This is a genomic window from Pseudomonas sp. WS 5146 (assembly GCF_012985495.1).
Lineage (GTDB): Bacteria > Pseudomonadota > Gammaproteobacteria > Pseudomonadales > Pseudomonadaceae > Aquipseudomonas > Aquipseudomonas edaphica.
Map to the genome: position 1 here is coordinate 1 of NZ_JAAQWL010000008.1, position 22,801 is coordinate 22,801.

Below are 22,801 nucleotides of genomic sequence, written 5' to 3' on the forward strand. Positions count from 1 at the left end.
CGCTTACGATCTCTCGTTAGCGGGAGGCGAATTCTACAGCGTTACACGCTGCTGTCAACACCTCTTTTTCAACTTCCTTTTGGCTTCGATGAACTGAAGCAACTTGCTGCCGAAAACTTCGTAACTCTTTGTTTACCAATGAGTTTTCCGTTTCGACTGCGCCGGAAGTGGGGCGAATTATAGACAGATATAAAACGCCGTCAATCCCTCATTTCAGTTTTATTCGGCTTTGAGCGTAATACGCGCAAATGCCTTCTTTCCAGCCTGACAAACGTGGGTAGCGCCCAGCTCGTAGATAAAGGTGCGATCGACAACCTCACCATCTATACGCACACCACCGGAACCCAACAGGTCGCGCGCGACCGCGGAGTTCTTAACCAGGCCCGCCTTATTAAGTACAGCAGCAATCGGCATCGCCTCAGACGCAGCCAATTCGATCTCTGGCAGATCATCCGGCAGCTCGCCATCCTTCATGCGGTTACCGGCCGCGCGGTGAGCACTGGCCGCAGCCTCTTCACCATGGAAGCGCGCGACGATCTCTTCCGCCAACTTGATCTTCACGTCACGAGGGTTCGCACCCGCCTCGACTTCAGCGCGCAACGCATTGATCTCATCCATCGAGCGGAAGCTCAACAGCTCGAAATAACGCCACATCAGCGCATCAGGAATCGACACAAGCTTGCCGTACATCACACCCGGCGCTTCCTGGATACCGACGTAGTTACCCAGGGACTTGGACATCTTCTTGACGCCATCCAACCCTTCCAGCAACGGCATGGTCAGAATGCACTGAGCTTCTTGCCCATACGCACGCTGCAGCTCGCGCCCCATCAGCAGGTTGAACTTCTGGTCAGTGCCGCCCAGCTCGACGTCCGCGCGCAATGCCACCGAGTCATAGCCCTGCACCAGCGGGTAGAGGAACTCGTGAATCGCGATCGGCTGATTGGTGGAATAACGCTTATCGAAGTCATCACGCTCAAGCATGCGTGCCACTGTGTATTGGGAAGTCAGGCGAATGAAGTCGGCCGGCCCCATCTGATCCATCCAGGTGGAGTTGAACGCCACCTCGGTCTTGGCCGGATCAAGAATCTTGAACACTTGAGTCTTGTAGGTCTCGGCATTATCGAGAACCTGCTCACGGGTCAGCGGCGGACGCGTTGCGCTTTTGCCGCTCGGATCACCGATCATCCCGGTGAAGTCACCTATAAGGAAGATGACTTGATGCCCCAGCTCCTGGAACTGGCGCAGCTTATTAATAAGCACGGTATGACCCAGGTGCAGATCCGGCGCGGTCGGATCGAAGCCAGCCTTAATACGCAGGGGTTGGCCACGCTTGAGCTTTTCGATCAGCTCGGCCTCGACCAACAGTTCTTCCGCACCACGTTTTATCAGCGCTAGCTGCTCTTCAACCGACTTCATAACAGACCCGCAAGGCTCAGATTCAAAAGGGAACCAACCATACAAGATCAGGGACTAATTACAAGTTTTGTCCCGCGCACGGACACCGTTCAGCAAGCCCAGCGTTCGCGAGCTTGCGCCACAGATGATTTGGTTATATTTTATACAGTTATTTCATCTTCATCATGTCATTCATCTTTTCCATTTCATCTTCAAAGTCAAAATTACCTATGACCACAGAACCGTCTAAAGCGCCGCCGCTTTACCCGAAGACCCACCTGCTCGCCGCAAGTGGTATCGCCGCCCTTCTCAGCCTGGCACTCCTGGTATTCCCTTCCAGTGACGTAGAAGCCAAACGAACATCCCTGAGCCTTGACCTGGAAAGTCCAGTTGAACAACTGACACAAGATCAAGACGCTTCCGACGCACAACAAGCCACAAACGCACCGACAGAATCTCCATTTGCACAGATAGAAACCACCCCGGAAGACACCCGGCAGGCGACTCAGGAGCCGCCTGCGCCAGTCACTCCAAAAAATCCGCTGCACCGCGAAGTGACCGTCGCCAAAGGCGACACCCTTTCAACGCTGTTTGAAAAGGTTGGTCTGCCCGCTGCTACGGTTAATGAGGTGTTGGCCAGCGATAAACAAGCCAAACAATTCACCCAGCTCAAACATGGCCAGAAGCTTGAATTCGAATTGGCTGCCGACGGTCAGCTGAAAAGCCTGCATAGCACTGTCAGCGACCTAGAAAGCATTGCCCTGACTAAAGGCACCAAAGGCTTTGCGTTCAACCGCATCACCACCAAGCCGGTGACGCGCTCCGCCTACGTGCATGGCGTCATCAACAGTTCGCTGTCACAGTCGGCTGCGCGTGCCGGCTTGTCCCACAGCATGACCATGGACATGGCCAGCGTGTTTGGCTACGACATCGACTTCGCTCAGGACATCCGTCAGGGTGACGAATTTGACGTGATTTACGAGCAGAAAGTCGCCAACGGCAAAGTCGTCGGGACCGGTGCGATTCTATCTGCGCGGTTTACCAACCGTGGCAAGACCTACACCGCAGTGCGCTACACCAACAAACAAGGCAACACCAGCTACTACACCGCCGATGGCAACAGCATGCGCAAAGCCTTCATCCGCACGCCGGTGGACTTTGCCCGCATCAGTTCGCGCTTCTCCATGGGCCGCAAGCACCCGATCCTCAACAAGATCCGCGCCCACAAAGGCGTCGACTATGCCGCCCCTCGCGGTACGCCCATCAAGGCCGCCGGTGATGGCAAAGTGTTGCTCGCCGGCCGCCGCGGTGGCTACGGCAATACCGTGATCATCCAGCACGGCAATACCTACCGTACCCTCTATGGCCACATGCAGGGGTTCGCCAAAGGCGTTTCGACCGGCAGCAACGTGAAGCAGGGCCAGGTTATCGGCTATATCGGCACCACCGGCCTGTCCACCGGCCCGCATTTGCACTATGAGTTCCAGGTGAACGGCGTCCACGTCGACCCACTGGGCCAAAAGCTGCCAATGGCCGACCCGATAGCCAAAGCCGAGCGCGCGCGCTTCCTGCAACAAAGCCAGCCATTGATGGCACGCATGGACCAGGAGCGCTCCACCCTGCTGGCCTCGGCGAAGCGCTAAGGTATGGCGCTCTATATAGGTGTGATGTCCGGGACCAGTCTTGATGGCCTGGATATCGCCCTGATCGAACAGAACCCGGCGATCAACTTGATCGGCACGCACTACATCCCCATGCCGGACGATCTGCGCACTGAGCTGTTAAGCCTGTGCGCCAGCGGCCCGGATGAGATCGCCCGTTCGGCGCTCGCCCAGCAACACTGGGTGACACTGGCGGCCAAAGGCATCCATGCCTTACTGGAACAACACGCCCTCAAGCCTCAGGACATACGCGCGATCGGCAGCCACGGCCAGACGATCCGCCATGAACCCGCTCGAGGCTTTACCGTTCAAATCGGCAACCCTGCCCTGCTCACAGAGCTGACGAGCATTACCGTCGTCAGTGATTTCCGCAGCCGCGATGTGGCCGCCGGCGGTCAAGGCGCCCCCTTGGTGCCCGCCTTTCATGAAGCCTTGTTCGGCGAACGTGCCGGCAACCGCGCCGTGCTGAATGTCGGCGGCTTCAGCAATCTCAGCCTGATCGAGACCGACAAGCCCGTAGCTGGCTTCGATTGCGGCCCGGGCAACGTGCTGCTGGATGCGTGGATCCACAATCAGCGTGGCGAGCACTTTGATCGCGATGGCCAATGGGCGGCCGGTGGCCAGGTCGAGCCTGCACTACTCAACGCTCTGCTCAGCGACCCGTTCTTCCTGACCAAAGGCCCGAAAAGCACTGGCCGCGAAGTATTCAACCTGGGATGGCTGCAACACCACCTGGCCAGATTGCCAGCGTTTCAGGCAGAGAATGTGCAAGCGACCCTGCTTGAACTGACCGCGTTGACCATCGTCGAGTCCCTGCAATCCGCACAAACCGACACCGAAACCCTGCTGGTCTGTGGCGGCGGCGCGCATAACGCCACGCTGATGAAGCGCTTGGCAGCGTTGTTGCCGTCCACTCAGGTCAGCAGCACCGCCACTTACGGCGTGGACCCCGATTGGGTTGAAGCCATGGCCTTCGCCTGGCTGGCCCATTGCTGCCTTGAGGGCATCGCCGCCAACCGCCCAAGTGTCACTGGCGCGCGTGGGCTTCGGGTATTAGGCGCGATCTATCCAGCGTAAACCTGCAGGCAGCAAAACGCCGCTTGGCCTATCAAAGCCAAGCGGCGTTTTTTTATTTGCTGAAGATCAGGCTGCTGATCAGATCGAGAACGAAGACCCGCAACCACAGGTCGTGGTGGCATTAGGGTTCTTGATCACGAAACGCGACCCTTCCAGACCTTCCTGATAATCCACCTCGGCACCCGCCAGGTATTGGAAGCTCATCGGGTCCACGACCAGGCTGACGCCCTCGCGCTCGACGATGGTGTCATCGTCGGCCACATCTTCATCGAAGGTAAAACCGTACTGAAACCCTGAACAACCGCCGCCCGTAACGAATACGCGCAGCTTCAAGCGATCATTACCCTCTTCATCGACCAGGCTCTTCACCTTGTGCGCAGCACCGTGGGTGAATTGCAAAGCCGTGGGGGTGAAGGATTCAACGCTCATGCTGATAATCTCCCGGCGTAGCGCCGCCATATGCGTAATGGCGAGCATTATCCGCTTCTCCTAGAAAAGCGGTCAACTATTGTTACGGTATATCAATCTGCGCTGCCGCCATTAAAAACACAAAAGGCCCGATCAACGGGCCTTTTGCTTAACCGCTAAACCGCCTTAAGGCAGCATGCCCGCGTGGGACAGGCCCAGCTTCTCGTCCAGGCCGAAAAGGATGTTCAGGTTCTGCACCGCCTGGCCCGACGCGCCCTTGACCAGGTTATCGATTACCGACAACACCACCACCAAATCGCCATCCTGTGGACGGTGCACGGCAATGCGACATACGTTCGCACCGCGCACGCTACGGGTTTCCGGGTGGCTGCCGGCCGGCATCACATCGACGAACGGTTCATTGGCATAACGCTTTTCGAACAGCGCCTGCAGGTCTACCGAACGGTCGACAACAGTGGCGTAGAGCGTGGAGTGAATGCCACGAATCATCGGCGTCAGGTGCGGCACGAAGGTCAGGCCCACGTCTTTACCGGCCGCGCGGCGCAGCCCCTGGCGAATTTCCGGCAAGTGACGATGCCCTTTAACCGCGTAGGCCTTCATGCTTTCCGACGTCTCGGAGTACAGCGAACCTACAGCTGCACCACGGCCGGCGCCACTCACACCCGACTTGCAGTCGGCGATCAAGCGCGAAGTGTCGGCCAGACCCGCTTCCAGCAACGGCAGGAACCCCAGCTGCGTTGCGGTCGGATAGCAACCTGGCACGGCAATCAGGCGTGCTTGCTTGATTTGCTCACGATTGACTTCCGGCAGACCGTACACCGCCTCTTCCAGCAACTCAGGCGCGCCGTGTGGCTGGCCGTACCACTTGGCCCACTCATCGGCGTCCTGCAAGCGGAAGTCGGCTGACAGGTCGATGACCTTGGTACCCGCCGCCAGCAATTCGCCGGCCAGTGCATGCGCAACCCCGTGAGGCGTGGCGAAGAACACCACATCGCACGCGCCCAGGGTCTTGATGTCCGGCACGCTGAACGCCAGGCCGTCATAGTGGCCTCGCAGGTTCGGGTACATATCGGCCACGGCCAACCCGGCCTCGGATCGGGAAGTGATGACCACCACCTCAGCTTGCGGATGCTGAGCCAACAGACGCAGCAATTCGACACCGGTGTAACCCGTGCCGCCGACGATACCGACCTTGACCATAAACCTGCCCTCAACGAACCCACTGGAAAGCCGTCGATAATAGGGGCCGTATCGTCCTGCGACAACCGTCAACGTGACGTACAGGCGCATGAGCCACTACTATCTTCAGTTACCGTGAACCTGGGAATAACTAGAAATGCTCTATCTATGGATCAAAGCCTTCCATATCGTCAGTATCGTCTGCTGGTTTGCCGGGCTGTTTTACCTGCCACGCCTGTTCGTCTACCACGCGCAAAGTGAGGACACCGTCAGCAAAGAACGCTTCAGCGTCATGGAGCGCAAGCTGTACCGCGGCATCATGGGGCCGGCAATGATCGCTACCCTGATATTCGGCGGCTGGCTGATCTACCTGAACCCGGCCATTTTTCAATCCGGTGCCTGGATCCACGCCAAACTTACCCTGGTGGTGCTGCTGATCGGCTACCACCATATGTGCGGCGCCCAAGTAAAACGTTTCGCCCGTGGCGAAAATACCCGCAGCCATGTCTTTTATCGCTGGTTCAATGAAGTGCCGGTTCTGATATTGCTGGCTATCGTAATTTTGGTCGTGGTCAAACCGTTCTAATTTCAATTACTCGGGGAACCTCCAATGTCACTGCCCGCTTCGCTCGAACAACGTCTGCGCCTACCCGTGGTGGCTGCGCCGATGTTTCTGATTTCCAACCCGCAACTCGTGCTGGCGTGCTGTCGCAATGGCGTGGTTGGGAGTTTCCCGGCACTTAACCAGCGCGAAAGCAGCGGTTTCAAGGCCTGGCTGGAGGAAATCGAAGCGGGCCTGGCACAGCTGGACAACCCCGCGCCCTATGCCGTCAACCTGATCGTGCACAACAGCAACCCAAGGCTTGAGGCCGACCTGGCGATCTGCGTCGAGCACAAGGTGCCGATCGTCATCACCAGCCTGGGCGCGGTCAAGGAGCTGGTGGATGCGGTCCACAGCTACGGTGGCCTGGTGTTTCACGACGTCACCACCCGCCGGCATGCCGAGAAAGCCGCAGAAGCCGGTGTTGACGGCCTGATCGCCGTGGCAGCGGGCGCCGGTGGCCATGCCGGTACCTGGAGCCCGTTCGCGCTGATCGCCGAGATTCGCCAGTTCTTTGATAAAACCCTGCTGTTGGCCGGCTGCCTCAACCATGGGCATGAGATACTCGCAGCCCAACTGCTGGGCGCAGACCTGGCGTATTTCGGCACGCGCTTTATCGGCACCACCGAAAGCCACGCCCCGGACGCCTATAAAGAGATGCTGCTCACATCGCGCGCCGCCGACATCGTGCACACTCCTGAGGTGTCCGGCGTACCCGCAAGCTTCATGCGCCAGAGTTTGGAAAACGCCGGTTTCGACCTCGCCGCCCTGCAGGGCAAAGGCGAAGTCAACTTCGGCTCCAAGCTCAAGCCGTTAAGCGATGAGGCCAAGGCCTGGAAAACCGTATGGTCAGCCGGCCAAGGTGTCGGCCAGATTGATGATTTGCCCAGCGTCGATGAACTGATTGCCCGCCTGGATGCCGAATACCGCAAGGCACGCGAGAAGGCAGCGCAGTTGCGCTGGCCCCGTTAAACTCAATAGCAGGCCTGCCCATGTGTGCAGGCCTGCAAACCCCCTCCCTGAACAAGTGACAAGGATGCCCGCATGAGCGACAGCCGTTTCAAGATTGTGTTTGACGGAGCCCTGCTCCCGGGTGTCGAAAGCACCACCGCCAAGCTGAACCTCGCCGAGCTGTTCAAAAGTGATGTGGCAGCCATCGAAAAGCTTTTCACCGGCCGCCCGGTCGCACTCAAGCGCGACCTTTCCCGTGCCGATGCCGAAACCTACCTTACAGCGCTGAAAAACGCCGGCATCGATGCACGTATCGAAGCCGAGCAGCCGGTAACCTTCAACCTGGCCGAAACCCACGAAACCGACGCCAGCACTGCAGACTTCTCGCGCCCTGCGGCTTCGCCCTATGCACCACCGCGTGCTGCCGTGGGTGAGTACACCGAGGAATACTCAACCCTTAAAGTGTTCACCATCCACGGTCGCATCGGCCGCTTGCGTTATCTGGCCTGGACGCTGGTATTGACCCTGGCGCTGTTGGTGGCCGGTGGCATCATCAGTACCGCGAGCTTCGCCGTGGCAACCGCCTCGCCGACTGCCGGCACCATCCTCGGGGTGCTGCTGGGCTTGGCCTTGTTTGTTGCACTGGTGTGGGTGAGCGTGCAAATCGGTGTGCAACGCCTGCACGACCTGGGCTGGTCCGGCTGGCTGTACTTCCTCAACCTTGTGCCAGTGGTCAACAGCATCTTCCCAATCTTGCTGCTGGTATTGCCGGGCAATGCAGGCGCCAACCAATATGGCCCGCCGCCGCCGCGCAACTCCACGGCAGTCAAAGTGTTGGCGACCCTGTGGCTGGCGTTTATTCCGGTGATGCTCGCCATTGTGGTGACGCTGGGCATGAACGGCTACCTGAACCAACTCGAAGCCAATATGGACAGCAGCTACGAAAGCAGCTCCATCACCGCCGATGACGCCACCGATCAAAGCGTCACCGTAGATGAAGAAGAAAGCGTGCAAAGTGCTGAGGACGCAGCCGAACCTGTAGACTCTCCAGAACAGTGAAGAAACGCCACGCCGCCTGTGATGCCTCTGTCACAGGCTCGGCGGCGTTGCGATGGAGAAAGGCATGACCCGTTACGCTCTGATCACCGGCGCCTCCAGTGGCATCGGCCTGGCTTTGGCCGAAGCACTGGCCCGTCGCGGCCGCAGCTTGATTCTGGTGGCCCGCCAGCGTGATCAGTTGGAAAGCATTGCAATTGAATTGACTCAGCGCTTCGGCGTCGAGGTGCTGTTTCGTGCCTGCGACCTGGGCGAACCCCTGCGTTTGTCCGGGTTCCTGCTGGAACTTGAAGAAGGCGAGCGGCAGATCGACCTGCTGGTCAACTGTGCCGGCATGGGCACCAGCGGGCCGTTCCTTGCCCAGGACTGGATGACCGAGCAGGACCTGATCGAAGTCAACATCCTGGCCCTCACCCGCATGTGCCACGCCCTAGGCAACGCCATGGCGCTGCATGGCGGCGGGCAGATTCTCAACGTGGCCTCGGTCGCAGCCTTCCAGCCCGGCCCCTGGATGAGCAGCTATTACGCCAGCAAGGCGTATGTGCTGCACTTCTCCGAAGGCTTGCGCGAAGAGTTGAAGACCTGCGGTATCAAGGTCTCGGTGCTGTGTCCCGGCCCCACGCGCACGGCATTTTTCGGCACCGCGCAAATGGACACCGCCAAGCTCGACCGCAGCGGTCAACTGATGAGCCCGGAAGAAGTGGCGCTCTACACCGTGCGCGCGCTGGAAAAGAACAAAGCCATCATTATTCCCGGGCGACGCAACCGCTGGCTGGCCTTCAGCCCGCGCTTGAGCCCACGCTGGCTGACCCGCAAGATTGCCGGCGCCATCAACAAGGCCTATTGCCCGCGCTGACGGCCTCGGTACACTCGTTCTACACTTTCATAATGGAGAAACAGCTGTGGATACTCTGTTCACCAAGATCATCAACAGAGAAATACCTGCGAAGATCATCTATGAAGATGACCAAGTCCTCGCCTTCCACGATATTGCCCCAATGGCACCCGTGCATTTTCTGGTCATTCCGAAAAAGCCGATCCGTACCCTCAACGACCTCACCGAAGAAGACAAAGCCCTCGCTGGCCATATTCTGTTCACCGCTCAACGGCTGGCCGTAGAGCAAGGCTGCGAGAAGGGCTTTCGCGTGGTGATGAACTGCAACGAGGATGGCGGGCAGACTGTTTATCACATCCATATGCACGTGCTGGGTCAGCGCCAGATGAACTGGCCGCCGGGCTGATTGTTGCGGGGAGTTTGCGACGGCTACGCCGTCGGGCGGGAGCAAGCTCCCTCGCCACAGGGGCAAATTGACACAGCGCAAACGCATCGCCTTCTCTTGCGGTAAACTGGCCGCCGAGATTCTTCCCGGAGGTCAGCATGACTACCCAACGTCACTACTCGCCGATTGACCGTCTGTTGCTGCAAGCCGACATGGCCATGCGCACACTGCTGCCCTTCAGCGGCCAACCGTACCGGCCTTCGCCCGCCATCGTGCAGCCCGACGCGCAGATGAGCGAGACCGACACCCGCCACGTCGCCGGCCTGATGCGCATCAACCACACCGGTGAAGTCTGTGCCCAGGCGCTGTATCAAGGCCAGGCGCTGACCGCCAAGCTGCCGCAAGTACGCGCAGCGATGGAACATGCGGCCGAAGAAGAAATCGACCACCTGGCCTGGTGCGAGCAGCGCATTCGCCAGCTCGGTAGCCATCCCAGCGTGCTCAACCCACTGTTTTATGGTTTGTCGTTCGGTATCGGCGCCGCTGCCGGCCTGATCAGCGACAAGGTCAGCCTCGGTTTTGTGGCTGCGACCGAGCATCAGGTGTGCAAACACCTGGATGAACACCTGGAGCAACTGCCGGCCGAAGACGAAAAGTCGCGGGCGATTCTTGAACAGATGCGCATTGATGAAGAACACCACGCAGAAAGCGCACTGGATGCAGGCGGCTTCCGCTTCCCGGCGCCCGTGAGGTTCGGCATGAGCGTACTGGCCAAGGTCATGACCAAAAGCACCTATCGAATTTAAACAATGCCGCACAAAAAAGGGCGCCCTCAACAGGCGCCCTTTTCTATTGCCGACTGGCAATCAACCCAGCTCGATAATCTCGTAATCATGGGTGATGGCCACACCAGCCGCGCCAAGCATGATCGATGCAGAGCAATACTTCTCGGCCGACAGCTCGATGGCACGCTTGACCTGAGCTTCCTTCAACGCCCGGCCCTTGACCACGAAATGCATGTGGATCTTGGTAAACACCTTGGGGTCTTCAGTGGCCCGCTCCGCTTCCAGGAAGGCTTCGCAGCTTTCGACGGCCTGGCGGGACTTCTTCAAGATGCTGACCACGTCGAAATTGCTGCAACCGCCAACACCGAGCAGGAGCATTTCCATCGGGCGTACACCCAGGTTACGGCCACCGGCGTCCGGCGGGCCGTCCATAACTACCACATGGCCACTGCCCGACTCACCGAGGAACATGGCCTCGCCCGCCCATTGGATGCGTGCCTTCATCGCCCAGACTCCACTGCTAAAAAAGGGTCGCCAGCTTAGCACAGGGTCTTGAACCCGCAGCGCCCGGTATGAAAACGATCAATGACAACGTTTGCCCGCTAAATTCCTTAATCGAGGCAGAATGTGTCTGTTAAGCTGGCGCCAATTCAATGGCGCATTGCCATCCTTTGTACAGCGTGTATCAATGCCATTACCGCTGGATAAAAATAATTCCAACCACACCGTGCAGTCTTTTCGGGATACAACCATGGTTGCTCTTGCTCCCACACCCAAGATCAAGAACCTCGACAAATTGTTGATGCATTGCCTGCGCCGGCGTTACCCGGCCAAGCACAACATCATTTGCGCAGGCGAACGCTCCGAGACGCTGTTCTTCATTATCAAGGGCTCGGTCACCATCCTGATTGAAGATGAAGACGGCCGCGAGATGATCATCGCGTACCTCAATACCGGGGATTTCTTCGGTGAGCTGGGGCTGTTTGAACAAGCGGGCAAAGAGCAGGAGCGCAGTGCCTGGGTGAGGGCCAAGGTTGAGTGTGAAGTCGCCGAGATCAGCTATGCCAAGTTTCGCGAACTGGCCCAACATGATCCCGACATTCTCTACGCCTTAAGCGGTCAGATTGCCCAGCGCTTGCGCGACACCACGCGCAAAGTGGGTGACCTGGCGTTCTTTGATGTCACCGGCCGCGTAGCCCGTTGCCTGCTGGAACTGTGCAAACAGCCCGACGCCATGACTCACCCCGACGGCATGCAGATCAAGGTCACGCGCCAGGAGATCGGACGCATCGTCGGGTGCTCGCGGGAAATGGTCGGTCGTGTGCTCAAGGACCTGGAAGAACGCAACCTGGTACACGTCAAAGGCAAGACGATGGTGGTGTTCGGTACGCGTTAAGCCGGCAGGAATCCGGCCAGCATCTGACGGTACAACGCGTCCAGTCGGGTGATGGCATCCGGTGCGGGAAAGGCTTCGTGCAACGCGATATGGCTGTCGGCACGCACCCGCTGATCGAGGCCGCAGGCCTCATTGAAACGATTGACCGCCGCAATCAGCTCATCGCGGTCGTTATCCAGCAACAATGCACCGTGCACCAAACCTACCGGGCGGCCGCCACTTTGTCGCCAGCGCTGGGCAGTGCCGACCATCTTGCGGCCGTTGAGGTTGACGTTATAGCGACCGTCGCAGAAGGCGCCGTCGATTTCGCCAACAGAAGCGTCACCGCCCAACTCAATCAGCAAATCACAGATCGGCTGGCACAAACGCTGATAACCGGTTTCGATGCGGCCTTGATCACCTTCGCTGCGTGGCGGCGCGTAAACCAGCGCGATATTGACCGTGGCGGCCGACTGCGGCACCGGCTCTCCGCCGGTCTCGCGCAGTAGCACCGGCCAACCGGCAGCAGCCGAAACCTGGCTGGCCGCGTCAAAAGCCGGCAAGCGGCTCAAACGGCGCGGCATCACCAAAGCCTGGTCATTTGGCTGCCAGAACAGTAGCCCGAATTCCTGTTCACCGGCGCAAACGGCCGCGAGCAAGTCTTGCTCGGCGGCAAGTCCTGCTTCAACTGTCATCGACACCGGCTCGATCATCGGACACCTACTTCTCTAAATAGACACAAATCAAATGTGGGAGCTGGCTTGCCTGCGATACAGACACCTCGGTACATCAGGTACACCGAGGTGTCTGTATCGCAGGCAAGCCAGCTCCCACACAAGCCAGCTCCCACATTTTTGACCGTATTTCAAATCAGTCGAGGGTCGAACCACTCACCGCTACGCCACGCTCCGGAAAGAACAGACGCTGCAATTCCGCACCTGGGTTCTCGGCGCGCATAAATGTCTCACCCACCAGGAACGAAAACACACCGCTGATTTCCATCAGCTCTACGTCGGCGCGGTTGACGATGCCGCTCTCGGTAATCACCAACCGATCACGCGGAATACGCGGCAACAGGTCGAGGGTATTTTCCAGGCTGACTTCAAAGGTGTGCAGGTTACGGTTATTAACCCCCACCAACGGCGTGTCGAGGGTTTTCAGCGCGCGCTCCAGCTCATCGCCATCGTGCACTTCTACCAGTACGTCCAGGCCTACGCTTTTGGCCACGGCCGCCAGCTCGGCCATCTTCACGTCGTCCAGCGCGGAGACGATCAGCAGCACGCAATCGGCGCCCAAGGCGCGGGCTTCGACGATCTGGTACGGGTCAACCATGAAGTCCTTGCGGATCACCGGCAACTTGCACGCGGCGCGGGCCTGTTGCAGGAACAGGTCGGAACCCTGGAAGAAGTCGATATCGGTCAACACGGACAGGCAGGTTGCGCCGCCCTTCTCATAGCTCTTGGCAATGTCTTCAGGAATGAAAACTTCGCGAATCACGCCTTTGCTGGGCGAAGCTTTTTTGATCTCGGCAATCACGGCAGGCTGTTTTTCCTTCGCCTGCTTGATCAGCGCAGCGGCAAAACCACGCGGCGCGTCGGCGCTTTTTGCCAAGCCCTCCAGCTCAGCCAGGCTCACACGGGCACGGCGCTCGGCCACCTCTTCAGCCTTGCGCGCGAGGATTTTTTCCAGAACGGTCGGGACACTCATCCTTCATTCTCCATTTTGAACACAGCGGTAAAGGCTCCCAGTTCTTCGAGCTTTTCGCGAGCCAGACCGGTGTGCAACGCATCGTGGGCCAAGGCGACACCTTCCTTAAGACTATAGGCGTGGTCCGCCGCGTAAAGTGCCGCGCCAGCATTCAGAACAATCATTTCTGCGGCTTTCTGGCCGTTTTCTGTCTTACGGCGCCCCAAGGCATCACGGATCAACTCCAGCGAGGCCGCCGGGCTTTCCACCGACAGGCCATGCAAGCTTTGGCTTCTCATGCCGAGGTCTTCGGGCTCGACCCAATATTCGCTGACCTGGTCATTCTTCAGCTCCGCCACGAAGGTCGGTGCCGCCAGGCTGAATTCGTCCAGGCCATCCTTGGAATGCACCACCAGCACGTGCTTGCTGCCCAGACGCTGCAACACTTCGGCCAACGGCCGGCACAGCGCCTGGCTGAACACACCGACCACCTGATGTTTCACGCCGGCCGGATTCGTAAGCGGGCCGAGCATGTTGAACAGGGTGCGCAGGCCAAGGTCCTTGCGCGGGCCGGCGGCGTGTTTCATGGCGCCGTGGTGGGACTGGGCAAACATGAAGCCAATGCCCACGCTGTCGATGCAGCGCGCCACTTGCACCGGCGTCAGGTTCAGATAAATACCAGCCGCCTCCAGCAAGTCGGCGCTGCCGCTTTTGCCCGACACCGCACGGTTACCGTGCTTGGCCACGGTGCAACCGGCTGCCGCCACCACAAAGGAGGAAGCCGTCGACACGTTGAAAATATTCGCACCGTCGCCGCCGGTGCCGACCACATCGACCACGCCGTCGAGGGTCTTGAGCTCAACCTTGTCGGCCAGCTCACGCATCACTGACACGGCGCCGACGATTTCGTCGATGCTCTCGCTCTTCATGCGCATCGCCATCATGAACGCGCCGATCTGCGCGTCAGTGCATTGGCCAGTCATGATCTCGCGCATCACGTCGCTCATTTCAGCGGTGCTCAGGTCCAGATGGCCGACGATACGGCTCAGGGCAGTCTTGATATCCATGGAAAGTCCTTAGCGCGTGCCGCCGCTCTGCTTGAGAAAGTTGGCGAACAGCTCGTAGCCCTGCTCGGTCAGGATTGATTCGGGGTGAAATTGCACCCCTTCGATATTCAGTGTCTTGTGACGCAGGCCCATGATCTCGTCGACCGAGCCGTCTTCCAGCTGAGTCCAGGCGGTCAGCTCCAGGCACTCGGGCAGGGTTTCACGCTTGACCACCAACGAGTGGTAGCGAGTGACTGTCACCGGCAGGTTGAGGCCGTGGAATACGCCGAGGTCTTTATGGAACACCGGGCTGGTTTTGCCATGCATCACTTGGCGCGCACGTACCACGTCACCACCAAACGCCTGGCCGATGGACTGATGGCCCAGACACACGCCCAGGATCGGCAATTTACCGGCGAAATATTTGATCGCTTCGAGGGAAATGCCCGCTTCGGTCGGCGTGCACGGGCCAGGCGAAACCACGATGCGCTCCGGGTTCAGGGCGGCGATTTCGGCGACCGTCAGTTCGTCGTTGCGCACCACCTTAACCTCGGCACCCAGCTCGCCCAGGTACTGCACAACGTTGTAGGTAAAGGAATCGTAGTTATCAATCATCAGCAACATGTGGGTTCAAACCTCTTGAATTCACTGATTTCGAATGACCGCCTTCCAAGAGAGTGTCCCGCTGCCAGACGCACGTTCCGGTTGCCGGGGTGAGCCGGCAAGGGGCGTCAAACAAAGGGTGAAGAAGGCAAATCGGTACAGGTCCGGCCGAGCCGGCAGAGAAAAATGTCAGGCGCGCCAACGCCAACGGGCGTGTGCCTTGACTACTCGCATCAAGAGTTTGCTGATGATCAACACGGGGAGGGTCTCATTCATACGTTCAGGCACAGTAACGTAGCCTCGCCAGCGGTGCAATATGGAGCAGCGATTCCGGGGGTCACCACCGAGTATTTGTAAGAAAAAACTGTTTTCTTCGAATAAAACCCTCACTACATTGCTAGTGTTTCGCTTCCGACACAAAAACAACTAAATGGAATTTCGCATGCTCAGACCACCGTTTTTTGCGCCCCTTGCCGGCTGCCTCCTGTCACTGGCCTGCGCGCAGGCGTTTGCAGCACCTTCACCTTACTCAACCATGGTCGTGTTCGGCGACAGCCTGGCCGACGCCGGCCAGTTCCCCGATGGCTCGGCCGGCGCCACCTTGCGCTTTACCAACCGCACCGGGCCGACATTCCAGGGCGATTATGGCCTGGTGTCATCTACGCTTTTGGGCGGCAAGCTGGGCGTGGCACCCAACGACCTGAACGCCTCAACCTCGCCGGTACGTGCCGCCCAAGGTTTGCCGGATGGTAATAACTGGGCGGTCGGCGGCTACCGTACCGACAATATCCTGGACTCCATCACCTCGGTCTCCAATGCGGCGATCCCGCCCGGCAACGCCGGTGGTGGCACCGTACTGCGCAGCCGTCAGGGTTATCTGCCGGCCAACGGCGGGCGGGCTGACCCGAACGCGTTGTATTTCCTATCCGGTGGCGGCAATGACTTTCTGCAAGGACGCGTCCTCAGCCCGGGCCAGGCCGTGGCCGCCGGCGGGCGCCTGGCCGACAGCGCCCAAGCCCTGCAACAGGCCGGCGCGCGCTACATCATGGTGTGGATGCTGCCCGACCTGGGCTTGACACCCGCCATCAACGGCACGCCCGCGCAAGGCGCCAGCTCGGCCCTGAGCAGCATTTTCAACCAGGCGCTGGTGCAGCGCCTGTCGCAGATCGACGCCCAGGTCATCCCGCTGAACATCCCGTTACTGCTCAATGAAACCTTCGCCAACCCTGCGCGCTTTGGCCTGGCCACCGGGCAAAACCTCACAGGCACCTGCTTCAGCGGCAACGGCTGCACCGCCAACCCGGTGTATGGCATTGGCGGCGCCACCCCGGACCCGACCAAGCTGATCTATAACGACTCGGTGCACCCCACCATCGCCGGGCAACAGTTGATCGCCGACTACGCCTACTCGCTGCTCGCCGCGCCGTGGGAAGTGACCTTGCTGCCGGAGATGGCCCAGGGCACCTTGCGCGCCCACCAGGATGAGCTGCGCAACCAGTGGCAAGCCGACAATGGCAACTGGCAGGCCGTCGGCCAATGGCGCGCGATTGTCGCCGGTGGTGGCCAGCATTTGGACTTTGATGATCAACGCAGTTCGGCCAGCGGCGACGGCAGTGGCTACAACGTGAACGTCGGCGGCAGCTATCGCCTCGACGAAAACTGGCGCGTCGGCGTGGCCGCCGGCTTGTATCGCCAGACACTCGAAGCCGGCGCCCGCGATTCGGACTACAAGCTCAACAGCTACATGGGCACGGCCTTTGCGCAATATCAGCAAAACCATTGGTGGGCCGATGCGGCGTTGACCGGCGGCAAGCTGGACTTCGACAGCCTCAAGCGCAAGTTCGCCCTGGGCGTCAGCGAAGGCGCCGAAAAAGGCGACACCGACGGCTGGCTCTGGGCCTTGAGCGGCCGCTTGGGCTACGACATTGCCGGCGCCGGCAGCGATTGGCATTTGTCACCGTTCATCAGCGCGGACTATTCGCGGGTCGAAGTCGATGGTTATTCGGAAAAGGGCAACCGCTCCACCGCGCTGACCTTCGATGACCAGCAACGCGATTCCAAACGCCTGGGCGTCGGCCTGCAGGGCAGCTACCGGATTACGCCGCAAACCCAAGTGTTTGGCGAAGTGGCCCACGAGCATGAGTTCGAAAACGACACCCAGAAGGTAAAGATGTCGCTCAACAGCGTGCCAGGCATCGACTTCAAGCTGGACGGCTACACGCCGCGCAGCAATTCGGACCGATTGAGTCTGGGGGTCAGCCACAAGCTGACTCAGGAGCTGGCGCTACGGGCGGCGTATAACGTGAGGAAGGATGACAGCTTTACCCAGCAAGGCGTCAGTGTTGGGGTGAGTCTGGATTTCTAAGCGGATCTTAAACATCCCACAAAACAACTGTGGGAGCTGGCTTGCCTGCTCCCACAGGTTGTCCAATGTCTGACTTTAGCTTTGCGGCGTTTGCTCTGCCAACGCCACAGCCCGGAACATCGCGCGGCGTTTGTTCAGGGTTTCTTCCCATTCCAGGGCCGGCACCGAGTCAGCCACAATCCCGCCACCCGCCTGCACATGCAGCTCGCCGTCCTTGATCACGGCGGTGCGGATCGCAATCGCAGTGTCCATATTGCCGTTCCAGGCGAAATATCCCACGGCGCCGCCATACACACCACGCTTGACCGGCTCCAGTTCGTCGATGATCTCCATCGCGCGAATCTTCGGCGCGCCCGACAAAGTGCCCGCCGGCAGAATCGCCCGCAGTGCGTCCATCGCGGTCAACCCGGCTTTCAGCTCGCCGGTGACGTTGGACACAATGTGCATCACGTTGGAATACCGCTCGATGACCATCTTCTCGGTGAGCTTCACCGAACCGATTTCCGAAACCCGCCCGGTGTCGTTGCGGCCCAGGTCGATCAGCATCAAGTGTTCGGCAATTTCCTTGTCGTCACTCAGCAGGTCTTCTTCCAGCGCCAGGTCGGCCTCTTCGGTCGCGCCACGCGGGCGTGTGCCGGCTATCGGGCGCACGGTGATGAGGTTGTCTTCGACCCGCACCAGCACTTCCGGCGAGCTACCCACGACGTGGAAGTCGCCGAAGTTGAAGAAGTACATGTACGGCGTCGGGTTGAAGCACCGCAGCGCGCGGTACAGATCAATTGGCGCCGCCTTGAAGTCGATGGACATGCGTTGCGACGGCACCACCTGCATGCAGTCACCGGCAAGGATGTATTCCTTGATGGTGTCGACCGCGCGCTCGTAGTCATCCTGGGTAAAGCTTGAACGAAAGATCGGGTCGGCGGCCGGCGGACGGCTGAGGTCCAGGCCACGGCGTGGAGTGATCGGCTGACGCAGTTTCTCCAGCAGCGCCTCAAGGCTGGCCTGGCCTTGCTCGAAGGCATCGGCCTGGGACGGGTCGGCGAGGACAATCGCGTGCATCTTGCCGGCGAGGTTGTCGAACACCACCACCGCGTCGGAGACCATCAGCAGAATGTCCGGCACGCCCAGCGGGTCCGGGTTCGGACATTTGCCCAGGCGTTTTTCCACGTAGCGCACGCAGTCGTAGCCGAAATACCCCACCAGGCCACCGTTGAAACGCGGCAGACCGGGAATGGTCGGCACGTTGTAGCGCGCCTTGAAGGTTTCGACGAACGCCAGCGGGTCTTCCACGTCATGGCTTTCGATCTCGACGCCATCATGGGTGATGCTCACATGGTGGTCATGCACACGCAGCACGGTGCGGCACGGCAGGCCGATGATCGAGTAACGGCCCCACTTCTCGCCGCCCTGCACCGATTCGAGCAGGTAGGAATTGGGCTTGTCGGCCAGTTTGAGGTAGATCGACAGCGGCGTATCGAAGTCAGCCAGGGTTTCGCAGGCCATGGGGATACGGTTATAGCCGGCAGTGGCCAAACGCAGGAATTCTTCGCGGATCATGAGGTGCCTCGTGGCTTGAGGGTCAAACGGTCAGGTGTGCAAACGTGCCGCAACGCGGCCAGGATCAGTCAGGCGCGCCAACGCCAGCGGGCCAGGGCCTTGATGACTTTCATCCAGAGTTTGCGAGTGACCACCACGATGGAATTTCCAGAAGGGGTTGATTCGATGTCGGGCAACGTTATCTCAGCGCCCGCTCCCAAGCAACCGGGGATTAGCAGTCGCAGATCATCAATCACCAGCGCCGGCGACTCCTCGGCGATCGGTCGGCCGTGGTTGTAGCCGTAGCTCAGCGCCACACACTGCACGCCAGCGGCTTTGGCGGCTTGCACATCACTGCGCGAATCGCCGACAAACAACGATTGCGAGGCCGGAATATTGGCCATTTTCATCACAAAGAACAGCGCCGCCGGGTCAGGCTTTTTCTGCGGCAAGGTGTCGCCGCCGATGATCCAGCGGAAATACCGGCCGATTTTCATCTGGTCCAACAGCGGCGCGACAAAGCGCTCCGGCTTGTTGGTGATCAGCGCCATCTCCACGCCTTGCTTGTGCAGCCACTTGAGCGTGTCGCGCACGCCTGGGTAAACCACGGTGAGCTCATGGCTGCTTTCATAGGCAACATTGAAGAGTTCCAGGGCGTGCTCGGCCTCAACCTCATCCACACCTTCGGCATCAATATGGTTGGCCAAGGCCCGACGCACCAGCATCTGCGCGCCGTTGCCGACCCACTCACGCACCGCCTCGATGCCCGCCGGCTTTCGCCCCAGCTTGAGCAGCATCTCGTCCACCGCCGCCGCCAGGTCTGGCACCGAATCGATCAACGTACCGTCCAGATCGAACATCACCAGCCGTGGCAGTTTGCCGGGGAACAACTGCTCAAAACCGCTCATGGACGCGCCAGCGCCAGTTCGGCCCGCATCTTGTCGATGACTTCCTGGTAGTTGGGGGCGTTGAAGATCGCCGAGCCAGCCACAAAGGTGTCAGCGCCAGCGGCGGCGATTTCGCGAATATTGTTGACGTTGACCCCACCGTCGATTTCCAGGCGGATATCACGGCCCGACGCATCGATCAGCGCACGGGCTTCGCGCAGCTTGTTCAGCGTGCCGGGGATGAACTTCTGCCCGCCGAAGCCCGGGTTGACGCTCATCAGCAAGACCATGTCGACCTTGTCCATCACGTACTCCAGCACGCTCAACGGCGTGGCCGGGTTGAACACCAGGCCGGCCTTGCAACCGCCTTCACGGATCAGTTGCAGGGTGCGGTCGACGTGCAGCGTGGCTTCCGGATGGAAGGTAATGTAGGTGGCGCCGGCCTCGATGAAGTCACCGACGATGCGGTCCACCGGGCTGACCATCAGGTGCGCATCGATCGGCGCAGTAATGCCGTACTTGCGCAGTGCCGCGCAGACCATCGGGCCGATGGTCAGGTTGGGCACATAGTGGTTGTCCATGACATCGAAGTGCACGAAGTCGGCACCGGCGGCCAATACCTTGTCCACTTCCTCACCCAGGCGGGCGAAGTCGGCGGAGAGAATCGATGGAGCGATAACGAAGGGCTGCATGACGCACCTTTTTGAGCTAAATCACGATGGCGCGCATTGTATACCTCATGCTTTACCCAGCACACCGTGACCTAACTCAATGGTCAGTAAGCCGCCCGGTAGATTTTCTCGATATCCGCTGCGCTGAGCTTGCGCGGGTTGTTGCGCATCAGGCGCTCAATGCCCGCGGCTTCCGTCGCCATGGCGGGGATCGCGTCTTCCGGCACACCAAAGCTGCGCAGCCCTGCCGGGATTTCCACGGCGGCACACAGCCGCGTCATCGCCTCGACCGCCTGGTCCGCGGCGTCGTTGACGCTGAGCCCGGCGGTATTCACGCCCATGGCTTGGGCAATGTCCTGCATGCGCTCCACGCAGGCCAGTTTGTTCCAGTGCATCACGTAAGGCAGCAACAGCGCATTGCTCACGCCGTGAGCAATATTGAATCGCCCGCCCAGCGGGTACGCCAAGGCATGCACTGCGCCGACGCCAGCATTGCCGAACGCCATGCCGGCCATCAGGCTGGCGGTGGCCATATCATCGCGGGCCTGCAGGTTGGCAGGGTTGGCGTAGGCCTTGGGCAGCGCATTGGCGATCAGCTTGATCGCGCCGATGGCCAGCGCGTCAGTGATCGGCGAGGCATTCAGCGACAGGTAGGACTCGATGGCATGCACCAGCGCATCCACGCCACTGGCGGCGGTGACACTGCGCGGGCACGTGAGGGTCATTTGCGGGCTGATCAGCGCAACATCCGGCAATAAGTAATCGCTGACGATGCCTTTTTTCAGTTGTGCGGCCTTGTCGGAGAGAATCGCCACATTGGTCACCTCCGAACCGGTGCCGGCCGTGGTCGGGATGGCGATCAGCGGCGGGCCTTTGCGCGGCACCTGGTCGACGCCGAACAAGTCCGCCAGCGCGCCGTGGTAACCGGCATAGGCCGCGACACTCTTGGCGATGTCGATGGCACTGCCACCGCCCACGCCGATCAGGCCGTCATGCCCGCCCTCGCGGTACACGCGCATGCAGTCCTCGACGATCGCGATTTCCGGGTCGGGCAGCACACGGTCGAAAATCTCATAAGTGCGCTCGCCCAGGTGCTCGAGCGCCAGCGCCACGGTGCCGGACTTGACCAGCGCGGCATCGGTAACGATCAACGGGTTATCCACATCAAGACGCGTGAGCTCGGCGGCCAGTTGTTCGATGGCGCCAGCGCCGGTCAGCAGTTTGTGGGCGATCTTGAATGAGGAAGTACTCATGTGCGCGGCCTCTTATTAATGATGGGCTGGCACAAGAATAGCCGGGTATTTCAGGTTGCCCAGCATTCACGCACTGAATGGCTCGGTCGGTGTGGGAGCTGGCTTGCCTGCGATGCGACCGCCTCGGTTTTCCTGACATACCGAGTTGATGCTATCGCAGGCAAGCCAGCTCCCACATTTGATCCGGTTTCGACCTTTAGACTTGCGCGGTGCGCAGTTTCTCGCTGCGGCCTCGCAGCCATTCAAGGGTCAGCAACAGCAGCACCGAGAACGCAATCAGCAAGGTTGCCGCTGCGGCAATCGTCGGGCTTAAATTTTCGCGGATGCCGCTGAACATCTGGCGCGGCAAAGTCGCTTGCTCGGGGCCGGCGAGAAACAGCGTCACTACCACTTCATCAAAGGACGTCGAGAAGGCAAACAATGCCCCGGAAATCACCCCCGGCGCGATCAACGGCAAGGTCACACGGCGAAACGCGGTCAGCGGCGAGGCGCCCAGGCTGGCCGCCGCCCGCACCAGGTTGTGGTTGAAGCCCTGCAACGTCGCCGACACGGTGATGATCACAAACGGCACACCCAGCACGGAATGTACCACAATCAGCGAGAGGAAGCTGTTGCCCAGCCCCAGTGGAGCAAAGAACAGATAGCTGGCCACGCCAATGATCACCACAGGCACCACCATCGGCGAAATCACCAAGGCCATGACCAACGCCTTGCCGGGGAAGTTGCCGCGCGTCAGGCCAATCGCCGCCAGCGTACCGAACACCATCGCCAGCACCGTGGCCGCCGGGGCCACAATGATGCTGTTCTTCAATGCACGCATCCACTCGGCCGAGGCGAAGAAGTCCTGATACCAGTGCAACGAGAAGCCTTGCAGCGGGTACACCAGGAAACTGCCGCTGTTGAACGACAGCGGGATAATCACCAGCACCGGCAAGATCAGGAACAGCAGGATCAAGCCACACAGGATCCGCAAGCTGTAGAACCACACCCGCTCCACGGGTGACATATAAGGGCTCAGCATC

23 protein-coding genes are annotated in these 22,801 nt (G+C 59.8%); 10 read left to right on the forward strand and 13 right to left on the reverse strand.

What is annotated here, in order from left to right; genetic code table 11:
- Positions 1-219 precede the first annotated feature (219 nt).
- Complete coding sequence (gene tyrS, locus HBO41_RS19905; protein WP_017138096.1) at positions 220-1,419, reverse strand: tyrosine--tRNA ligase; 1,200 nt, start codon at positions 1,417-1,419, stop codon at positions 220-222.
- A gap of 209 nt (positions 1,420-1,628) precedes the next feature.
- On the opposite strand from tyrS, the gene HBO41_RS19910 reads away from it, so the two are divergent.
- Both HBO41_RS19910 and HBO41_RS19915 read left to right on the forward strand, forming a co-directional pair.
- On the forward strand, positions 1,629-3,041 hold the full coding sequence (locus HBO41_RS19910; protein WP_017138095.1) for a peptidoglycan DD-metalloendopeptidase family protein: 1,413 nt from the start codon (positions 1,629-1,631) through the stop codon (positions 3,039-3,041).
- 3 nt (positions 3,042-3,044) lie between these two features.
- Entirely contained in the window at positions 3,045-4,136 is a 1,092-nt protein-coding gene (locus tag HBO41_RS19915; RefSeq protein ID WP_138449321.1) for an anhydro-N-acetylmuramic acid kinase, read from the forward strand.
- A gap of 78 nt (positions 4,137-4,214) precedes the next feature.
- Here the strand turns inward: HBO41_RS19915 and erpA are convergent, their stop codons facing one another.
- Together erpA and argC are read right to left on the reverse strand one after the other, a co-directional pair.
- Positions 4,215-4,565, reverse strand: coding sequence for an iron-sulfur cluster insertion protein ErpA (gene erpA, locus HBO41_RS19920; RefSeq protein ID WP_003176443.1), 351 nt, complete (start codon positions 4,563-4,565; stop codon positions 4,215-4,217).
- Between the two features lie 165 nt (positions 4,566-4,730).
- A complete protein-coding gene (gene argC, locus HBO41_RS19925) occupies positions 4,731-5,765 on the reverse strand; it encodes an N-acetyl-gamma-glutamyl-phosphate reductase (protein WP_017138092.1) in 1,035 nt (344 codons plus the stop codon).
- 136 nt (positions 5,766-5,901) lie between these two features.
- On the opposite strand from argC, the gene hemJ reads away from it, so the two are divergent.
- The 6 genes from hemJ (at position 5,902) to coq7 (ending at position 10,378) form a co-directional block, all read left to right on the forward strand.
- Positions 5,902-6,330 carry a protoporphyrinogen oxidase HemJ gene (gene hemJ, locus HBO41_RS19930; RefSeq protein WP_017138091.1) on the forward strand — a complete coding sequence of 143 codons (429 nt, stop codon included), beginning with the start codon at positions 5,902-5,904 and terminating at the stop codon, positions 6,328-6,330.
- Between the two features lie 24 nt (positions 6,331-6,354).
- Positions 6,355-7,317, forward strand: a complete 963-nt coding sequence (locus HBO41_RS19935; protein ID WP_169987457.1) for a nitronate monooxygenase family protein — start codon at positions 6,355-6,357, stop codon at positions 7,315-7,317.
- 72 nt (positions 7,318-7,389) lie between these two features.
- A complete protein-coding gene (locus HBO41_RS19940) occupies positions 7,390-8,355 on the forward strand; it encodes a DUF805 domain-containing protein (protein ID WP_138449317.1) in 966 nt (321 codons plus the stop codon).
- Positions 8,356-8,419: 64 nt separating this feature from the next.
- Positions 8,420-9,208 carry an SDR family oxidoreductase gene (locus tag HBO41_RS19945; protein ID WP_017138088.1) on the forward strand — a complete coding sequence of 263 codons (789 nt, stop codon included), beginning with the start codon at positions 8,420-8,422 and terminating at the stop codon, positions 9,206-9,208.
- A 46-nt stretch (positions 9,209-9,254) separates the two neighbouring features.
- A complete protein-coding gene (locus HBO41_RS19950) occupies positions 9,255-9,593 on the forward strand; it encodes a histidine triad nucleotide-binding protein (protein ID WP_003210943.1) in 339 nt (112 codons plus the stop codon).
- Positions 9,594-9,730: 137 nt separating this feature from the next.
- Positions 9,731-10,378, forward strand: coding sequence for a 2-polyprenyl-3-methyl-6-methoxy-1,4-benzoquinone monooxygenase (gene coq7, locus HBO41_RS19955; RefSeq protein WP_017138087.1), 648 nt, complete (start codon positions 9,731-9,733; stop codon positions 10,376-10,378).
- A 60-nt stretch (positions 10,379-10,438) separates the two neighbouring features.
- Here the strand turns inward: coq7 and HBO41_RS19960 are convergent, their stop codons facing one another.
- Positions 10,439-10,861: an OsmC family protein gene (locus HBO41_RS19960; RefSeq protein WP_017138086.1), complete on the reverse strand. Its 423-nt coding sequence runs from the start codon at positions 10,859-10,861 to the stop codon at positions 10,439-10,441.
- A 247-nt stretch (positions 10,862-11,108) separates the two neighbouring features.
- On the opposite strand from HBO41_RS19960, the gene crp reads away from it, so the two are divergent.
- Positions 11,109-11,753: a cAMP-activated global transcriptional regulator CRP gene (gene crp / locus HBO41_RS19965; RefSeq protein ID WP_138449313.1), complete on the forward strand. Its 645-nt coding sequence runs from the start codon at positions 11,109-11,111 to the stop codon at positions 11,751-11,753.
- On the opposite strand, the gene HBO41_RS19970 is transcribed toward crp, so the two are convergent.
- The 4 genes from HBO41_RS19970 to HBO41_RS19985 all read right to left on the reverse strand — a co-directional run bounded on the left by HBO41_RS19970 (position 11,750) and on the right by HBO41_RS19985 (position 15,088).
- Positions 11,750-12,445: a lipoyl protein ligase domain-containing protein gene (locus HBO41_RS19970; RefSeq protein WP_099550430.1), complete on the reverse strand. Its 696-nt coding sequence runs from the start codon at positions 12,443-12,445 to the stop codon at positions 11,750-11,752. The genes crp and HBO41_RS19970 overlap by 4 nt on opposite strands.
- 157 nt (positions 12,446-12,602) lie before the next feature.
- A complete protein-coding gene (gene trpC / locus HBO41_RS19975; protein WP_017138083.1) occupies positions 12,603-13,439 on the reverse strand; it encodes an indole-3-glycerol phosphate synthase TrpC in 837 nt (278 codons plus the stop codon).
- On the reverse strand, positions 13,436-14,485 hold the full coding sequence (gene trpD, locus HBO41_RS19980) for an anthranilate phosphoribosyltransferase (protein WP_017138082.1): 1,050 nt from the start codon (positions 14,483-14,485) through the stop codon (positions 13,436-13,438). Before trpD ends, trpC begins: the two co-directional genes overlap by 4 nt.
- A 9-nt stretch (positions 14,486-14,494) precedes the next feature.
- Positions 14,495-15,088, reverse strand: a complete 594-nt coding sequence (locus HBO41_RS19985; RefSeq protein ID WP_017138081.1) for an aminodeoxychorismate/anthranilate synthase component II — start codon at positions 15,086-15,088, stop codon at positions 14,495-14,497.
- A gap of 421 nt (positions 15,089-15,509) precedes the next feature.
- Here HBO41_RS19985 and estP point away from each other — a divergent pair, with 421 nt between their 5' ends.
- The gene (estP, locus tag HBO41_RS19990; protein WP_169987460.1) at positions 15,510-17,432 is read left to right on the forward strand and encodes an esterase EstP; all 1,923 of its coding nucleotides are present in this window, start codon (positions 15,510-15,512) and stop codon (positions 17,430-17,432) included.
- A gap of 75 nt (positions 17,433-17,507) precedes the next feature.
- Here the strand turns inward: estP and trpE are convergent, their stop codons facing one another.
- The 5 genes from trpE to HBO41_RS20015 form a co-directional block, all read right to left on the reverse strand.
- Positions 17,508-18,989 (reverse strand): anthranilate synthase component I, encoded by a 1,482-nt coding sequence (gene trpE / locus HBO41_RS19995; RefSeq protein ID WP_017138079.1) that lies wholly within the window; start codon positions 18,987-18,989, stop codon positions 17,508-17,510.
- 68 nt (positions 18,990-19,057) lie between these two features.
- Positions 19,058-19,876 (reverse strand): phosphoglycolate phosphatase, encoded by an 819-nt coding sequence (locus HBO41_RS20000; protein ID WP_017138078.1) that lies wholly within the window; start codon positions 19,874-19,876, stop codon positions 19,058-19,060.
- Positions 19,873-20,547: a ribulose-phosphate 3-epimerase gene (gene rpe, locus HBO41_RS20005; RefSeq protein WP_017138077.1), complete on the reverse strand. Its 675-nt coding sequence runs from the start codon at positions 20,545-20,547 to the stop codon at positions 19,873-19,875. The genes HBO41_RS20000 and rpe overlap by 4 nt, the downstream gene beginning before the upstream one ends.
- An 83-nt stretch (positions 20,548-20,630) precedes the next feature.
- Positions 20,631-21,779, reverse strand: coding sequence for an iron-containing alcohol dehydrogenase (locus HBO41_RS20010; protein ID WP_017138076.1), 1,149 nt, complete (start codon positions 21,777-21,779; stop codon positions 20,631-20,633).
- 196 nt (positions 21,780-21,975) lie between these two features.
- Entirely contained in the window at positions 21,976-22,800 is an 825-nt protein-coding gene (locus tag HBO41_RS20015; RefSeq protein WP_169987463.1) for an ABC transporter permease, read from the reverse strand.
- Position 22,801 lies beyond the last annotated feature (1 nt).

Excerpts from the sequence above, each read along its gene's own strand:
- HBO41_RS19945 (WP_017138088.1), top strand. The coding sequence starts at position 8,420 with ATGACCCGTTACGCTCTGATCACCGGCGCCTCCAGTGGCATCGGCCTG.
- HBO41_RS19935 (WP_169987457.1), top strand. The coding sequence starts at position 6,355 with ATGTCACTGCCCGCTTCGCTCGAACAACGTCTGCGCCTACCCGTGGTG.
- erpA (WP_003176443.1), bottom strand. The coding sequence starts at position 4,565 with ATGAGCGTTGAATCCTTCACCCCCACGGCTTTGCAATTCACCCACGGT.
- HBO41_RS19960 (WP_017138086.1), bottom strand. The coding sequence starts at position 10,861 with ATGAAGGCACGCATCCAATGGGCGGGCGAGGCCATGTTCCTCGGTGAG.
- HBO41_RS19970 (WP_099550430.1), bottom strand. The coding sequence starts at position 12,445 with ATGATCGAGCCGGTGTCGATGACAGTTGAAGCAGGACTTGCCGCCGAG.
- trpC (WP_017138083.1), bottom strand. The coding sequence starts at position 13,439 with ATGAGTGTCCCGACCGTTCTGGAAAAAATCCTCGCGCGCAAGGCTGAA.
- crp (WP_138449313.1), top strand. The coding sequence starts at position 11,109 with ATGGTTGCTCTTGCTCCCACACCCAAGATCAAGAACCTCGACAAATTG.
- hemJ (WP_017138091.1), top strand. The coding sequence starts at position 5,902 with ATGCTCTATCTATGGATCAAAGCCTTCCATATCGTCAGTATCGTCTGC.
- HBO41_RS19985 (WP_017138081.1), bottom strand. The coding sequence starts at position 15,088 with ATGTTGCTGATGATTGATAACTACGATTCCTTTACCTACAACGTTGTG.
- HBO41_RS19915 (WP_138449321.1), top strand. The coding sequence starts at position 3,045 with ATGGCGCTCTATATAGGTGTGATGTCCGGGACCAGTCTTGATGGCCTG.
- coq7 (WP_017138087.1), top strand. The coding sequence starts at position 9,731 with ATGACTACCCAACGTCACTACTCGCCGATTGACCGTCTGTTGCTGCAA.
- tyrS (WP_017138096.1), bottom strand. The coding sequence starts at position 1,419 with ATGAAGTCGGTTGAAGAGCAGCTAGCGCTGATAAAACGTGGTGCGGAA.
- trpD (WP_017138082.1), bottom strand. The coding sequence starts at position 14,485 with ATGGATATCAAGACTGCCCTGAGCCGTATCGTCGGCCATCTGGACCTG.
- trpE (WP_017138079.1), bottom strand. The coding sequence starts at position 18,989 with ATGATCCGCGAAGAATTCCTGCGTTTGGCCACTGCCGGCTATAACCGT.
- HBO41_RS19910 (WP_017138095.1), top strand. The coding sequence starts at position 1,629 with ATGACCACAGAACCGTCTAAAGCGCCGCCGCTTTACCCGAAGACCCAC.
- HBO41_RS20010 (WP_017138076.1), bottom strand. The coding sequence starts at position 21,779 with ATGAGTACTTCCTCATTCAAGATCGCCCACAAACTGCTGACCGGCGCT.
- HBO41_RS19940 (WP_138449317.1), top strand. The coding sequence starts at position 7,390 with ATGAGCGACAGCCGTTTCAAGATTGTGTTTGACGGAGCCCTGCTCCCG.
- estP (WP_169987460.1), top strand. The coding sequence starts at position 15,510 with ATGCTCAGACCACCGTTTTTTGCGCCCCTTGCCGGCTGCCTCCTGTCA.
- HBO41_RS20000 (WP_017138078.1), bottom strand. The coding sequence starts at position 19,876 with ATGAGCGGTTTTGAGCAGTTGTTCCCCGGCAAACTGCCACGGCTGGTG.
- argC (WP_017138092.1), bottom strand. The coding sequence starts at position 5,765 with ATGGTCAAGGTCGGTATCGTCGGCGGCACGGGTTACACCGGTGTCGAA.
- rpe (WP_017138077.1), bottom strand. The coding sequence starts at position 20,547 with ATGCAGCCCTTCGTTATCGCTCCATCGATTCTCTCCGCCGACTTCGCC.
- HBO41_RS20015 (WP_169987463.1), bottom strand. The coding sequence starts at position 22,800 with ATGCTGAGCCCTTATATGTCACCCGTGGAGCGGGTGTGGTTCTACAGC.